The following is a 14725-nucleotide window of genomic DNA, read 5'->3' as shown; positions in this document are numbered from 1 at the left end:
CATTATAAAATTTGTGCAGAAATGGAGAGGAAAGCAATGTTCAGACCGATTCGAAGAAAGAAAAAAGAAATGGATATTGATGCCGCGAAGGAACTTCTGCAATGCAGCAGGCGTGGTGTTCTTGCGGTAAATGGAGATGATGGATATCCTTATGCAGTTCCTGTCAATTATTTCTATGACAGAAATGCTGAGAAAATATATTTTCACGGAGCACGCGTTGGACATAAAGTCGATGCCCTGCGAGCTGACGACAAAGTATGCTTCACTGTTTATGGAAATGAAACGATCAGAGAAGAAGCATGGGCACCGTTTGTGCAGAGCGCGGTTGTATTTGGCAGATGCCATCTGTTGAAAGAGGGCACAGAAGCAACAGAGATTCTTAAGAAAATCGCCAGGAAATACTATCCAAATGAACAGCTGATCGACGAAGAAATCGAACGTTCAGGAAAGGCCGTGCAGCTCTTTGCGATAGAGATTGAGCATATCAGTGGTAAAGAGATACAGGAAAGATAAATGAAACAAAAAGCAATCGGGGTACCAGTTTTGATACCCTGATTAATACTCTTTGTAATTTACGGAAAATCAAAAACGCTGAAAACCCTTGATTTATAAGGCTTTTCAGCGTTCCTAAGAGCAGGGGATGAGAGAATCGAACTCCCACCAAAGGTTTTGGAGACCCCTATCATACCATTTGACCAATCCCCTATATTATTGAAATAATTGCAACTTTATCTGCAACAAAATGAATTATAGCAGATAATATTCTGTTTGTCAATAGCGGAGATGGAGGGATTTGAACCCTCGCGCCGGTTGCCCGACCTACCGCATTTCGAGTGCGGACCCTTCAGCCACTTGGGTACATCTCCGGATCTGAAACAGATTGCTCTGACCATGTTCCATTATATAGTCAGATCGCGGAAAGGTCAATTCTTTTTTTGCCGGGAAGAGAATCTTTTGTTGACGCGAAAACAATCCTATAATATGATATAAGGAAAGAAATCCGCAGAGTAGTTATACGTTACGTATTAGCATCTTTGCAGAAATTGCGGAAAGAGGTTAAACCATGAACAGAAAAAAAGATGTAATTCTCAAAGCAACTGAAGCTTTGACCGAGAATTATAAAAACGAAGAGTTATTTATGCCAAAGAATAACCGTGAGCTTCCAAGCAGGGCAGCAGTTATTGATGTTGTCAAGCAGCTTCGGTCAGTTATTTTTCCAGGATACTTCTGGAATGATTCGGCAGCGAAGGTGTTTCCAGAGTATTTTGCAGGATATCGCCTGAACGATCTTTATGACAGCCTTAAAGAACAGATCGAGATCGCACTTCTGTATGCAGATCCGGAACTTGAGCAGGAGGGGGCACGGGAAGAGGCAGACCGTATCTGTGCCGGATTCTTTGCACAGCTGCCAGATGTGCAGCAGCGTCTTCTGAAGGATGTGCAGGCAGGTTTCGACGGCGACCCGGCGGCAAAAAGCAAGGAAGAGATCATTTCCTCCTATCCAGGACTGTTTGCAATTTATGTATATCGTCTGGCACATATTTTATATAAAGAAGAAGTTCCGTACATTCCGAGAATTATGACAGAGTATGCACATGGTAAGACAGGAATCGATATCAACCCAGGTGCTGTGATTGGAGATTATTTCTTTATTGACCATGGTACGGGTGTGGTAATTGGTGAGACAACAGAAATTGGACGTAACGTAAAACTGTATCAGGGTGTGACTCTGGGAGCACTTTCTACAAGACAGGGACAGCAGCTTGCAAATGTAAAACGTCATCCTACGATCAAGGATAATGTCACGATTTATTCTAATTCTTCTGTGCTTGGCGGTGAGACTGTGATTGGAGAGAACACGATTATCGGTGGTAATACGTTTATTACAGAATCCATTCCTGCAAATACCAAAGTAAGTGCGAAGAGTCCGGAACTTGTGATCAAGAAACCACGCAATGCAGTATCCAAGACCGATGTATGGGACTGGCAGGATTAAATATTTGAAACTGTCAAAACTATACAAAATAACAGGAAAAAATACAAAATAAAAATTTTTAAAAAAATTAAAAAAACCTGTTGACAAACTATGAGTTATAAGATATACTCAATATCGTTGAAGCGAGCGAAACACAAACGCAACGCAAGAACAGCGATATGCGGGTGTAGTTCAATGGTAGAACACCAGCCTTCCAAGCTGGATACGTGGGTTCGATTCCCATCACCCGCTCTTATGCGATAGTGGCGTAGTTGGTAACGCGCGACCTTGCCAAGGTCGAGACCGCGGGTTCGAGCCCCGTCTATCGCTCTTAAGGACTCTGAGTTTTCAGAGTCCTTTTTTCGTCTTATAAATAAAAAAGACAGGAGGAATGAAAGATGCCAGTACCAACCCCTCATATTGAAGCTCAAAAAGGTGAAATCGCAAAAAATGTTCTGATGCCGGGAGATCCTCTTCGTGCCAAATATGTGGCAGAACATTTTTTAGAGGATGCCAGATTGGTCAACCAGGTCAGAAATATGTATGCCTACACCGGAACATACAAAGGCAAAGAACTTACTGTTATGGCAAGTGGGATGGGAATGCCGTCAATAGGTATTTATTCTTATGAGTTGTATAAGTTTTATGATGTAGAAAATATTATCCGTATCGGATCGGCAGGTTCTTATACAGAACATCTTGCAGTACTGGATGTTGTTCTTGCGGACAGTGTATGGAGTCGTTCCAGCTTTGCAAAAGTACAGAATGGATGTCAGGATGATGTTTTGTATCCATCCAGTGCCCTGAATGACAAGATCATTGCGACGGCAAAACGGCTGCAGATTCCGGTCAAGACAGCACGTGTTCATTCCTGCGATGTTTTCTATCCGGAAGAACATATGGAAGATTTCAGAGAAATCAATCAGAAATATGGATGTGAGTGTATAGAAATGGAAAGCTTCGCACTGTTTCACAATGCGAAGCTCCTTGGTAAAAATGCAGCCTGCCTTCTGACTATTTCAGACTCTTTTGTGACGCATGAAGAATTGTCATCACTGGCAAGACAGGAGTCTTTTGAGAATATGATGAAGGTAGCACTGGAGTCCTGCTGATCAGGATCATGCGGTTGTTTTGTCCTGTTCCACCAGACCATAAAAGGTGAGAAGGTAAAGACCGCAAAGACCAACCAGACCGTAGATGATTCTGGAGAGCCAGCTCATGCTTCCAAAGAGAAGCGCGACGAGATTCAGATTGAAAAAACCAATTAATCCCCAGTTAATGGCACCGATCACGGCGATTGTCAGTGAAAAGTATTGTAAAAATTTATTTCCCATAAGTCACCATCCTTTCATAGTGCTAGTATGGCGGGATAACAAAAAAATATTCGCGGCAGATCAGATCTGTCGCGAATATTTTTTATTGTAATTTAATTGTCTGAGAAGTGACATTGCCACCACCGAATGCAAAGGCTTCGGATGCTTCCAATGTGACGTCAGATTTGTCACTCAGAGAGAATGCATAGCAGACAGTAACGGTACTGCCAGGTTCTACTTCGGCAATATAGTTGTCAATAGCCGGTTCGTCTTCTTTTGGAACTGCCGGTGAAAGCTTTTCGCCATTTTGTTTGGCAGAAAGCTGTACGTCTACCAATGCACTGGATGAAGAACTGCTGTTGTTGGTATAATCGCAGTACAGCAGCAGACAGTCAGAATCATCAATTGCCTGTGTGACACGGAATTCCTTCAGACGAAGGGAAAAATGATCGTTGTCCATATCGATGCTGGTAGTTTCTGCGGGAGTGACAGTTGCTTTGGTATCTGTGTTTTCGGAATCGTTCATATCGGCCAGAGACTGGTTGATCTCATCCTGCACATTTGTGAAGTTGGCAGACATGACTTTTACAGTTTCTGCATCAAGAGCAACAATCTTCCATTTGCCATCAGCCTCGATCAGTGGATAAGTGATATCTGTTTCTGTAAACTTATCTTCTACACTGCCGGATTTTTCTTCGAGAAGAGCTGCCAGTTTTTCCTGAGTTTCTTCTTCGGTAAGTGTTGTTCCGGAGAAGGCGGTGGAAACGATCTGTTTCAGAAATTCTGTAATAGTTTCTTTATAAATATCTGCACCATCGATATAGTTAATGTGTGCAGTTACAGATGCGGTTCCATTCTGGATATGAAAACTTGTTTTGGTGATTTTGTAGCTCATCTTTTCATTGATTTTTTTGAAAAAAGAAGCGTAGGCATCACTGGTGATATCTGCATTGTCAAGAGCGGACATGTCACTGCTTTGCAGAAGATTTTTCATGCCGTCAAAATTCATGGCACGCATATTTTCCAGAAAATCTTCTGTAGCGGAAATTGGTTTCTGACGTTGCATAAAGTAAAAACCGGTACCGCCGGCTATAGCAAGAACAAGGATGACAAGAAAAATGATCAGTCCTTTTTTCTTCTTTTTACGTCTGGGAGCAGTGGACTGTTCCTCGTATACTTCCTGATTGTTAGTATCCATACTTCCTCCTTATGAAGTTGTCAGATTACGACTGAAGATCGTAATGATGTTGTTGGGTTACTGTAAACAAAGCGAACAGTAACTTGTTGAAACAGAACTATTATAACAGAATGCGACGTTACTTGACAAGGTTATTTCATGACTCTACAATAAGCCTATGAATTATATGCAGCAAAACAAAAGAAAAACGGCTGTGATTCAGAGGGGAGAATGGCAGCCGGATGGATGGAGGAATTTTGTATGGCAAAAAAATACGAAGGAAGTTTTCTTTCAGAGGCAGATGCACTTGAAATATCGGTGCTGTGTCTGATACCAGATGAAAAAGTGCAGCCTCGTGCAATTGTTCAGCTGGTGCATGGAATGAGTGAACACAAAGAACGATATCTTCCGTTTATGGAATATCTGACAGAAAAAGGCTACATAACAGTGATTCATGATCACAGAGGACATGGAAAAAGTGTATCAGACAAAAAAGATCTGGGATATATGTATGGTGGCGGAGCGGATGCCATGCTCAGAGATATTTTGACGGTAAATGCAGAAATCAAACGTCATTTTCCGGAACTTCCGCTGATTTTGTTTGGACATAGTATGGGATCTCTTGCAGTGAGGGCATTTGCAGCAGAGCATGATGACTGTATGGATATGCTGATCGTATGTGGGTCTCCAAGTGAAAATAAGGCAAGGCCTTTGGGTAAAGTGATCGCACAGGTACAGGGAAAAATTCTGGGGGCGCATCATAAGAGCAAGATTCTGGAAGCTATGTCTTTGGGAACGTATGCGCTGAAGTTTAAGGGAGAAAAAAATAAAAATGCATGGATCTGTTCGGATCCGGCGGTCTATGAGGCATATGCAAAGTCGGATCTGTGCGGATTTACTTTTACAGATGATGCTTATATCGCACTGTTTGATCTGATGAAGAAAGCATACGATATACATAAATGGAAATGTACCAGTCCGAAGATGCCGGTACTTTTTATCAGTGGTGCAGAAGATCCGTGCCTTGGAAATGTACGCAAATTTGCGGGGGCTGTTCATGCTATGCGCAGGGCTGGGTATCTGGATGTAAAAGGAAAATTATATCCGGGAATGCGCCATGAAATTCTGAATGAAAAAGGCAAGGAAAAAGTCTGGCGTGATGTAATGATATATATGAAGAAAAAAGGATTTTAAAAATGTATCAAATCTGGTATAATCATTTTTGTGAAAAATTACCAGATTTGGAGGAGATAAAATGAGAGCAAGTGGCATTTTGATGGGAATATCCAGTATTCCGTCAAAGTATGGAATCGGATGCTTTTCAAAGGAGGCCTATGAGTTTGTAGACCAGCTTGAAAAAGCAGGGCAGCAGTATTGGCAGATACTTCCGTTAGGACCGACAGGATATGGCGATTCTCCGTATCAGTCAGTTTCTACGTTTGCCGGAAACCCATATTTTATTGATCTGGAAGAACTGATCAAAAAGGGGCTTCTTACGAAAGAGGACTGTGAAGCCTGTGACTGGGGTGGAAGCGAAGCCTATGTAGATTATGAAAAGATGTATCTGTCCAGATATAAACTTTTACGCAAAGCATATGAAAAAGCAGATTTAAAAAATGATCCGGAATATGCAGAGTTCCTGAAAGAAGAAAAAGACTGGCTGAAGGATTACTGCCTGTTTATGGCAATCAAAAATGACCAGAAGGGAATCTGCTGGATCGACTGGCCGGAGGAACTGAAAGATCGTCATTCCAAAGCCGTAAAAGAAGCAGAAAAGGAACTTGCAGAAGAAATTGGATTTTACAGTTTTCAGCAGTACTGTTTTACTACACAGTGGAGAAAACTGAAAGCATATGCAAATGATAAAGGCATTCAGATCATTGGAGATGTGCCAATCTATGTGGCATTGGACAGTTCTGATGCGTGGGCAAATCCGGAGATGCTGCAGTTTGATGAGGATTATAATCCAAAGGCAGTCGCAGGTTGTCCGCCGGACGCTTTTTCGGCTACAGGACAGCTTTGGGGAAATCCATTATATGACTGGAAAAAGCTGAAAAAGAATGATTATGGCTGGTGGGTACAGCGAATGACTCATTGCCTGGAACTTTATGATGTGGTAAGGATTGATCATTTCCGTGGATTTGATGAATATTATGCAATTCCATATGGCGATAAAACTGCAGAGAACGGTGAATGGGAAAAGGGACCAGGACTGGATCTTTTCCATACATTGGATAAAAAGATTGGAAAACTTCGTGTGATTGCGGAAGATCTTGGCTTTCTTACCAAGAGCGTTCTGGAAATGCTCAAGGAGAGTGGATATCCGGGAATGAAAGTCCTTCAGTTTGCATTTGATGGAAGCGAGGATAGCAGTTATCTTCCATATAAATATGAACATAATTGTGTTGTTTACACAGGAACGCATGATAATGAAACAACCAAAGGATGGCTGGAAAATCTTCAGGGGCATGATCTGAAATTTGTAAGAGAGTATATTAACTGTTATGAACAGCCGGTCAATGACTGCGTATGGGCACTGATCCGTACGGCACTGGCAAGTGTGGCAGACCTTGCAATCATCCCGATTCAGGATTACTTATGCCTTGGAAATGAAGCACGTATGAATGCACCATCTACACTGGGTGATAACTGGAAGTGGAGAATGACTGCAGGACAGCTTAATGAGATTACGATTTATAATATGAGAGAAGTTACCAGAATCTATGGCCGTCTTGCAAAAGAACCCGTGGAAAAAACTGAAAAAGAAATCAAAGAAACCACAGAAACAGACGTAAAAGAATTGAAGAATGACAACAAAAATGCTAAGATAGTCGGATAAACGTGTGAGAGGAGACATCGGATGGAAGAACAGAATAAAAATCCGGAACAGCAGGAAACAGAGGTGCAGACTTCACAGGAAAATGCACCGCAGAACACGACACCGACCAGAAGCTATATTCTGATGATCCTGGCAGGCTGTTATCTTCTGTATACAGGCTACCAGCTGTGTAAAAATGTGATTGACGGAGTGGATGGCGGAAACTGGGGATTTTTTGCAGCCGGCATAGGATTTTTGCTTGTCGGTGCGGTAATGCTGTTCATCGGCGGAAAGAATTTTATCAAACGAGATAAAGAAAAACGTGCCATGGAAGCTGCTATGATGGAGCAGAAGGCTGCAGAGCCTGAACCACAGCAAGAAAAGAAAAGCATGAGTATTGCTGAACGTGCAAGACTGGCGTCAAATCTGGAAGATGCAGAAGTATCAGAAAGTTCGGACGAACAGGATGAATTGAAATCTGAAAAATAAAAACAGGATCATTCGGAAAGAATAACGTATAAGAAAACAGAAAACGCCTCAGATCATTTAAGATCTGCGGCGTTTTTTGTTGCGCGATTTTTTCTTTTTGCCAGATGAAGAAGGATTATGTAAAGTAGACCAGCAGAATAACTGAACCAGTATGATTCCGATCAGAGCACCGGAACTGTCAATGCAAACATCCCGGACGGATGGTCCGCGGCCTGCGACAAAAGACTGATGGTATTCATCGAGTCCTGCAAATGCCACGCAAAAGATTCCGGCAAGAAGAAACAGCCAGAAACCTCTTACTCGATAGACATAAAGCGGGAAAGAAACAGCCACAGCCAGAAGAAAATATTCAGTCATATGGGCTGCCTTGCGTACATAAAACTGTATCGCGTTTGCTTCGTAGTCGAGTTCCTCATATCCTTTATTTTCGTGCAGAATCTCATCTTTGATTTCTACGATTTTGTAGCTGACTTTGTAACTTAATTCCCCGGACACCTCCCCGGTCTGGGCTGAAAATGAAAAAATCAGATACATCATAAGCAATGCAGGTATAAAAGATAATGGTTTTAATAAAGTAATCAGTATTTTCATGGCATTAAATATAGCAAAGGGGGAAACGATTGTCAACAGAGAGGAAGATATGTTATACTGATAACACTGTAGGAAAAGAAAGACATTACAAAAGGTATATAAAGTTATAAGGAGAAGATACAGATGAGTTTGGCAGATGTTACGTTTATTAATATGTGCAAAGATGTTATAGAAAATGGCACCAGTACAGAGGGGGAAAAGGTACGACCGGTATGGGAAGATGGTACTTCTGCGTATACGATCAAACGTTTTGGGGTGGTGAACCGTTATGATCTCCGCAAAGAGTTTCCGGCACTGACACTTCGGAAAACCGCATTAAAGAGTGCGATGGATGAGATTCTCTGGATCTGGCAGAAAAAATCAAATAATATCAAAGATCTGCACAGCCATATCTGGGACAGCTGGGCAGATGAAAATGGTTCGATAGGTAAGGCATATGGTTATCAGCTTCAGGTGAAACATCAGTACAAAGAAGGTATGATGGATCAGGTAGACCGTGTATTGTATGATCTGAAGAATAATCCGTATAGTCGCCGTATTATGACCAATATCTATGTGCATCAGGACCTCCATGAAATGAACCTTTATCCGTGCGCATATTCGATGACATTTAACGTGACAAAGGAACCGGGGAAAGAGAAACTTACTTTGAATGCGGTTCTGAATCAGCGTTCACAGGACATTCTTGCTGCAAATAACTGGAATGTCTGCCAGTATTCGATCCTTTTAATGATGATTGCACAGGTCTGCGATATGGAAGCGGGAGAATTGGTACATGTTATTGCAGACTGCCATATTTATGACCGCCATGTTCCGGTTATCAAAGAACTGATCAGTCGTACTCCGTATCCGGCACCGACTGTGAAACTGAATCCGGAAGTCAGAAATTTCTATGATTTTACAACAGATGATCTGATCGTAGAGAATTATCAGACCTGGCCGCAGATTAAAAATATTCCGATCGCGATCTGATTTTTCCAGAAGAAATGTAACGGAGAATATATTACTATAGACAATAGGGAAGAGGAAATTTAAGTATGAACATTATAGTAGCAGCAGACAAAAACTGGGCAATTGGCAAAGATAACAAACTTCTGGTAAGTATTCCGGCGGATATGAAAATGTTTCGACAGGAAACGACAGGAAAAGTTGTTGTAATGGGGAGAAAAACTCTGGAAAGTTTTCCGAATGGACTTCCACTGAAAAACAGAACTAACATTGTTCTGACAGGCAACAAAGAATATAATGTCAAAGATGCGATCATTGTGCATACTATAGAAGAACTTCTTGAGGAAATTAAGAAATATCCGTCTGAAGAAGTATACTGCATCGGTGGAGACAGCGTGTACAAACAGCTTCTTCCATACTGCGATACTGCACATGTGACGAAGATTGATTTTGGATACGAAGCGGACAGTTATTTTCCGAATCTGGATGAGATGCCGGAATGGAAGGTGACGGCTGAAAGTGAAGAACAGACCTATTTTGATCTGGAATATTCTTTTGTGAAATATGAGAGAGTGAAATAAATACGGTTCTCTGTGAATTTTGCATTGAAGTCACCACGATAAAGTGCTAAAATGAGTAGAAAAGATATCCATACGAATGGAGGAAGATATATTATGGAAAAAAAGAACATTGACTGGGGCAGCATCGGATTTGGCTATATCCCGACAGATTATCGTTATGTTGCCAATTTTAAAGATGGCAAATGGGATGAGGGACAGCTGACTACGGACCCGAATGTTACGCTGAATGAATGTGCCTGCGTATTCCAGTATGCACAGACTGTATTTGAAGGAATGAAAGCATATACAACCGAAGACGGACATATTGTTACTTTCCGTCCTGACCTCAACGCAGAGCGTCTTGCAAATTCTGCAAGAAGACTGGAAATGCCTGTATTCCCGGAAGACCGTTTTGTAGAAGCTGTTGTACAGACAATTAAAGCAAATGAAGCGTATGTGCCACCATATGGTTCAGGTGCAACTCTGTATGTACGTCCATATATGTTCGGAAGCAATCCGGTAATCGGTGTTAAACCAGCCGATGAATATCAGTTCCGTATCCTGACTACACCTGTTGGACCGTACTTCAAAGGCGGCGCTAAACCGATTACGATCCGTGTTACAGATTTTGACCGTGCTGCACCGCATGGAACAGGACACATCAAAGCTGGTCTGAACTACGCAATGAGCCTTCATGCAATCATGGATGCACATCGTCAGGGTTATGATGAAAACATGTATCTGGATTCTGCTACAAGAACAAAAGTAGAAGAAACCGGTGGAGCAAACTTTATTTTTGTTACAAAAGATAATACAGTTGTAACACCGAAGTCCAACAGCATTCTTCCATCTATTACCCGTCGTTCTCTGATCTATGTTGCAGAGCATTATCTTGGACTGAAAGTAGAAGAACGAGAAGTATATCTGGATGAAGTAAAAGACTTTGCAGAGTGTGGACTTTGCGGAACAGCAGCAGTTATCTCTCCTGTTGGCAAGATTGTGGATCATGATAAAGAGATTTGTTTCCCAAGCGGAATGGAAGAGATGGGACCGACAACAAAGAAACTTTACGAAACACTTACCGGAATCCAGATGGGACGCATCGAGGCTCCGGAAGGCTGGATCAAAGTAATCGAATAATTTGTGTGATAGCAGGGTCAAAAGATCTGGATCCATATGGGCATGCTCATCAGTGGATGCAGGATCTACCATTTATATTACAAGACAAGGTGCAGGCATATGTCCTGTGCCTTGTTTTTTTGTCTGTATTTCGTTATAATAAGAAATAGTTTACAGGAGGATGGAATGGACAAAAAATCTTATGACAATGGCCCGGATCTGAGCTTTGTGGAACAAAAGGTCCGTGAGGTTCAGTCGACAATAGAAAATGCTGTAAAAACAAGCAATTATCAGGAGTTGAACCAGTCGATCACCAGAATGGTCAATAATACTCTGAAACAATATCAAAAGGAACATCCGGAGTCTGTACGGGGCGGTAAGAAACAAGGACAGCCTCCGGAAGTGCAGAGGGTACAGGAGACACATCCGGAACTTTATGGAAATACCGGCGGAGAAAAAGTAAAGGATATCCTTCTTGTTGTATTTGGCGGGATTTTATCCGGAAGTATGGCAATGGGGCTGCTGACTGTACAGATTTTGCAGGCAGTGACCGGACATGGAGGAATCAGCTCGACGGCAGTGACACTGATTGGTACTCTTGCAGGCCTTGGTATGGTCGGTGGCGGATGTAAAGGGCTTGGCAGACTGAAACGCTTTAAGAAATATGTAAAAGCACTTGGTGACCGAACTTATTGTGATTTTGAACATCTGGCAGGTGCTGTGGGACGTAATGTGAAATTTGTCAAAAAAGACATTCATTATATGATCCAAAAAGGATGGTTTCTGGAGGGAAAGACAGACCAGAAAGAAACCTGTCTGATCACAAGTACAGAAACATACCGACAGTATGCACAAACTCAAGAGGCATTGGAACAGAGGACTGAGGAGGAACAGCGTAAGCACCAGCAGGAGAGTGAGAAACACAATCGAATCAGTCCGGAAGTACAGGAAGTGTTGGACAAAGGAGAAGCTTACATCCAGAAGATTCATGCGAGCAATGATGCAATTCCCGGTGAGGAAATTTCTGCAAAGATTGCAAAGATGGAACAGATTGTGGATCAGATTTTCCAGAGGGCAGAAGAACATCCGGAAATCATTCCGGATCTCAAGAGGATGATGGACTATTATCTTCCGATGACAGTCAAGCTTTTGGATGCTTATGAGGATATGGACAGTCAGCCGATCCAGGGCGAGACGATCCGTGCATCCAAAAAAGAGATAGAAGATACACTGGATACGCTGAATGATGCATTTGCGCGACTTCTGGATTCTGTTTTTCAGGATACGGCATGGGATGTTTCCAGTGATATTTCTGTGCTTCATACTATGCTTGCGCAGGAAGGACTTACCGGAAGCGATTTCAGTAAAAAATAAAGAGATACAAAGAGTGCACGGGGCACAGAACACAATAAGGAGAATGATATGGGTGACGAAATGAAACAGGCAGAAACAGGAATGCCATCTCTGACACTGGAGCCGGATTTTGTACAGCAGCCGGAAAAGAAACCGGATGTACAGGGACAGCTGATGGAGACCGCACCGGAAATGGATCCGGTACAGAAAAAGATGGCACAGACGGTTCTGACACTACAGGAACAGCAGATGGTAGATGAATTTGCAGCAAAGATTGATGTGGAAAATGTGACACAGGTGCTGCAGTATGGGGCAGGAACACAGAAGAAGATGGCTGATTTTTCTGATGAAGCCTTGAAGAATGTAAGGGCACAGGACCTGGGAGAAGTAGGGGAACTTCTTTCCGGAGTTGTCGGTGAACTCAAAGGGTTTGATGCGGAAGAGGAAAAAGGCCTGTTTGGATTTTTTAAAAAGCAGGCCAATAAAGTAGAGAACCTGAAAAACAGATATGACAAGGCAGAGGCAAATGTAGAGAAAATTGCAGATGCCCTGCAGAAACATCAGGTTCGTCTGTTGAAAGATTCTGCGATGATGGATAAAATGTATGAGCAGAACCTTCTGTATTTCAAAGAGCTTTCCATGTATATTCAGGCAGGAAAGCAGAGCCTGGAACAGACACGTGGCGGGAAACTTAAAGAACTGGAAGAAAAAGCACGCATGACCGGGCTTCCGGAGGATGCACAGGCTGCAAAGGATCTGGACAGCAAGTGTGCACGTTTTGAGAAAAAACTGCATGACCTGGAACTGACCAGAATGATCTCACTGCAGACAGCACCGCAGATTCGACTGGTACAGAATAACGATACTATGATGGCAGAAAAAATTCAGACAACACTGGTCAATACGATTCCTCTGTGGAAGAGTCAGATGGTGCTGGCTCTTGGCATTGCACATTCTACAGAGGCAGCACAGGCACAGAGTCAGGTGTCAGATCTGACAAATGAGTTGCTTCGCAAAAATGCAGAAAAACTTCATATGGCATCAGTGGAAACAGCAAAAGAATCTGAACGTGGCATTGTAGATATGGAAACTCTGCAGAAAACAAATGCAGATCTGATCCAGACGCTGGATGATGTCATGAAGATTCAGAAAGAAGGCAGAGAGAAACGCCAGACTGCTGAGACGGAAATGCTTCGCATGGAAAATGAACTGAAAGCTAAGCTGCTGGAAATTCAGCACTGAGGATATAAAGGAAAGGGGCTGTTATGGAAACAACGACAGCTCCGCTTTTTCACAAAAAGGAGAGAAAGAAATGTATCGTGATCATACAAAGGTTGTACAGATAGGAAATAAAAAAATCGGAGGCGGAAATCCGATTCTGATTCAGTCAATGACTAATACAAAAACAGAAGACGCAGAGGCAACGGTTAAGCAGATTCTGGAGCTGGAGGCTGCTGGATGTGATATTATCCGCTGCGCTGTGCCGACTATGGAAGCAGCACAGGCACTTAAAGAGATCAAGAAACAGATTCATATTCCGCTGGTGGCGGATATCCACTTTGATTATCGTCTGGCTATTGCCGCAATGGAAAATGGGGCAGACAAGATTCGCATTAATCCTGGAAACATTGGAAGTACAGAACGCATCCAGGCTGTGGTAGATGTGGCAAAAGAGCGTAATATTCCGATTCGTGTAGGTGTCAACAGCGGTTCTCTTGAAAAAGAACTTGTAGAAAAATATCACGGAGTAACGGCTGAGGGACTGGTAGAAAGTGCATTGGACAAAGTGCGTATCATCGAAGAGATGGGTTACGACAATCTTGTGATCAGTATTAAATCTTCAGATGTTATGATGTGTGCCAAGGCGCATGAACTGATCGCCGAAAAAACAGATCATCCACTCCATGTAGGAATTACGGAAGCAGGTACACTGTATTCCGGAAATATCAAATCAGCAGTAGGACTTGGCATCATTCTTTCACAGGGAATCGGTGATACGATTCGAGTCTCTCTGACTGGTGCACCTCTGGAAGAAATCAAATCAGCAAAGCGTATTCTCAAAACACTTGGACTTCGCAAAGGCGGCGTGGAAGTGGTATCCTGTCCGACTTGTGGACGTACCCGCATTGATCTGATCGGTCTTGCGAATAAAGTAGAGGCTATGGTACAGGATATTCCGTTGGATATAAAAGTAGCTGTTATGGGATGCGTAGTAAACGGACCAGGTGAGGCAAAAGAAGCGGATATTGGAATTGCCGGTGGAGTTGGAGTCGGACTTTTGATCAAGAAAGGTGAAATTGTCAAGAAAGTTCCGGAAGATCAGCTTCTGGATACTTTGCGAGAAGAACTGCTTCACTGGGAAAGATAAGAAAGGCATAAAAC

The 14725-nt window shown here is 42.5% G+C and carries 15 protein-coding genes and 4 tRNA genes; 14 read left to right on the top strand and 5 right to left on the bottom strand.

The features are described from left to right. Nucleotides 1–36 precede the first annotated feature (36 nt). A complete protein-coding gene (locus KQI91_RS05515; RefSeq protein ID WP_216391864.1) occupies nucleotides 37–513 on the top strand; it encodes a pyridoxamine 5'-phosphate oxidase family protein in 477 nt (158 codons plus the stop codon). A 121-nt stretch (nucleotides 514–634) separates the two neighbouring features. Here the strand turns inward: KQI91_RS05515 and KQI91_RS05510 are convergent. Continuing rightward, a tRNA-Trp gene (locus KQI91_RS05510) sits at nucleotides 635–705 on the bottom strand. Between the two features lie 73 nt (nucleotides 706–778). Next, nucleotides 779–866 (bottom strand) — tRNA-Ser (locus KQI91_RS05505). Between the two features lie 197 nt (nucleotides 867–1063). Between KQI91_RS05505 and KQI91_RS05500 the strand changes: the two genes are divergently transcribed. The 4 genes from KQI91_RS05500 to deoD all read left to right on the top strand — a co-directional run bounded on the left by KQI91_RS05500 (nucleotide 1064) and on the right by deoD (nucleotide 3087). Continuing rightward, nucleotides 1064–1996 carry a serine O-acetyltransferase gene (locus tag KQI91_RS05500; RefSeq protein WP_216391863.1) on the top strand — a complete coding sequence of 311 codons (933 nt, stop codon included), beginning with the start codon at nucleotides 1064–1066 and terminating at the stop codon, nucleotides 1994–1996. A gap of 160 nt (nucleotides 1997–2156) precedes the next feature. Beyond that, nucleotides 2157–2227, top strand: a tRNA-Gly gene (locus KQI91_RS05495). A 5-nt stretch (nucleotides 2228–2232) separates the two neighbouring features. Next, nucleotides 2233–2305, top strand: a tRNA-Gly gene (locus tag KQI91_RS05490). A 68-nt stretch (nucleotides 2306–2373) separates the two neighbouring features. Beyond that, nucleotides 2374–3087, top strand: a complete 714-nt coding sequence (gene deoD, locus KQI91_RS05485; RefSeq protein ID WP_216391862.1) for a purine-nucleoside phosphorylase — start codon at nucleotides 2374–2376, stop codon at nucleotides 3085–3087. 6 nt (nucleotides 3088–3093) lie between these two features. Here deoD and KQI91_RS05480 read toward each other — a convergent pair whose 3' ends face one another. Together KQI91_RS05480 and KQI91_RS05475 are read right to left on the bottom strand one after the other, a co-directional pair. Next, on the bottom strand, nucleotides 3094–3309 hold the full coding sequence (locus KQI91_RS05480; protein ID WP_216391861.1) for a DUF378 domain-containing protein: 216 nt from the start codon (nucleotides 3307–3309) through the stop codon (nucleotides 3094–3096). Nucleotides 3310–3391: 82 nt separating this feature from the next. After that, a complete protein-coding gene (locus KQI91_RS05475) occupies nucleotides 3392–4486 on the bottom strand; it encodes a DUF5067 domain-containing protein (RefSeq protein ID WP_216391860.1) in 1095 nt (364 codons plus the stop codon). A 240-nt stretch (nucleotides 4487–4726) separates the two neighbouring features. Here KQI91_RS05475 and KQI91_RS05470 point away from each other — a divergent pair, with 240 nt between their 5' ends. From KQI91_RS05470 to KQI91_RS05460, 3 genes are all read left to right on the top strand, one after another. After that, nucleotides 4727–5659, top strand: a complete 933-nt coding sequence (locus tag KQI91_RS05470) for an alpha/beta fold hydrolase (protein WP_216391859.1) — start codon at nucleotides 4727–4729, stop codon at nucleotides 5657–5659. 61 nt (nucleotides 5660–5720) lie between these two features. Continuing rightward, nucleotides 5721–7304 (top strand): 4-alpha-glucanotransferase, encoded by a 1584-nt coding sequence (gene malQ / locus KQI91_RS05465; RefSeq protein ID WP_216391858.1) that lies wholly within the window; start codon nucleotides 5721–5723, stop codon nucleotides 7302–7304. A 21-nt stretch (nucleotides 7305–7325) separates the two neighbouring features. Further along, complete coding sequence (locus tag KQI91_RS05460; RefSeq protein WP_216391857.1) at nucleotides 7326–7772, top strand: DUF308 domain-containing protein; 447 nt, start codon at nucleotides 7326–7328, stop codon at nucleotides 7770–7772. 57 nt (nucleotides 7773–7829) lie between these two features. Here the strand turns inward: KQI91_RS05460 and KQI91_RS05455 are convergent, their stop codons facing one another. Beyond that, the gene (locus tag KQI91_RS05455; RefSeq protein ID WP_216391856.1) at nucleotides 7830–8363 is read right to left on the bottom strand and encodes a VanZ family protein; all 534 of its coding nucleotides are present in this window, start codon (nucleotides 8361–8363) and stop codon (nucleotides 7830–7832) included. 123 nt (nucleotides 8364–8486) lie between these two features. On the opposite strand from KQI91_RS05455, the gene thyA reads away from it, so the two are divergent. The 6 genes from thyA to ispG all read left to right on the top strand — a co-directional run bounded on the left by thyA (nucleotide 8487) and on the right by ispG (nucleotide 14711). Continuing rightward, complete coding sequence (thyA, locus tag KQI91_RS05450; RefSeq protein WP_216391855.1) at nucleotides 8487–9335, top strand: thymidylate synthase; 849 nt, start codon at nucleotides 8487–8489, stop codon at nucleotides 9333–9335. A 65-nt stretch (nucleotides 9336–9400) separates the two neighbouring features. Further along, nucleotides 9401–9892 (top strand): dihydrofolate reductase, encoded by a 492-nt coding sequence (locus KQI91_RS05445; RefSeq protein ID WP_216391854.1) that lies wholly within the window; start codon nucleotides 9401–9403, stop codon nucleotides 9890–9892. Nucleotides 9893–9985: 93 nt separating this feature from the next. After that, nucleotides 9986–11011: a branched-chain amino acid aminotransferase gene (locus KQI91_RS05440; protein ID WP_216391853.1), complete on the top strand. Its 1026-nt coding sequence runs from the start codon at nucleotides 9986–9988 to the stop codon at nucleotides 11009–11011. A 165-nt stretch (nucleotides 11012–11176) separates the two neighbouring features. After that, complete coding sequence (locus KQI91_RS05435) at nucleotides 11177–12364, top strand: 5-bromo-4-chloroindolyl phosphate hydrolysis family protein (protein ID WP_253288370.1); 1188 nt, start codon at nucleotides 11177–11179, stop codon at nucleotides 12362–12364. A 48-nt stretch (nucleotides 12365–12412) separates the two neighbouring features. Beyond that, nucleotides 12413–13585 carry a toxic anion resistance protein gene (locus KQI91_RS05430; protein ID WP_216391851.1) on the top strand — a complete coding sequence of 391 codons (1173 nt, stop codon included), beginning with the start codon at nucleotides 12413–12415 and terminating at the stop codon, nucleotides 13583–13585. 4 nt (nucleotides 13586–13589) lie between these two features. Continuing rightward, complete coding sequence (ispG, locus tag KQI91_RS05425) at nucleotides 13590–14711, top strand: flavodoxin-dependent (E)-4-hydroxy-3-methylbut-2-enyl-diphosphate synthase (RefSeq protein WP_330654462.1); 1122 nt, start codon at nucleotides 13590–13592, stop codon at nucleotides 14709–14711. Nucleotides 14712–14725: the final 14 nt, after the last annotated feature.

The organism is Blautia sp. MSJ-19 (genome assembly GCF_018918125.1).
In the GTDB taxonomy this organism is placed as follows: domain Bacteria; phylum Bacillota; class Clostridia; order Lachnospirales; family Lachnospiraceae; genus Blautia_A.
The sequence above is the reverse complement of the archived record's forward strand: the minus strand, read 5'-3'. Positions and strand labels throughout refer to the sequence as shown.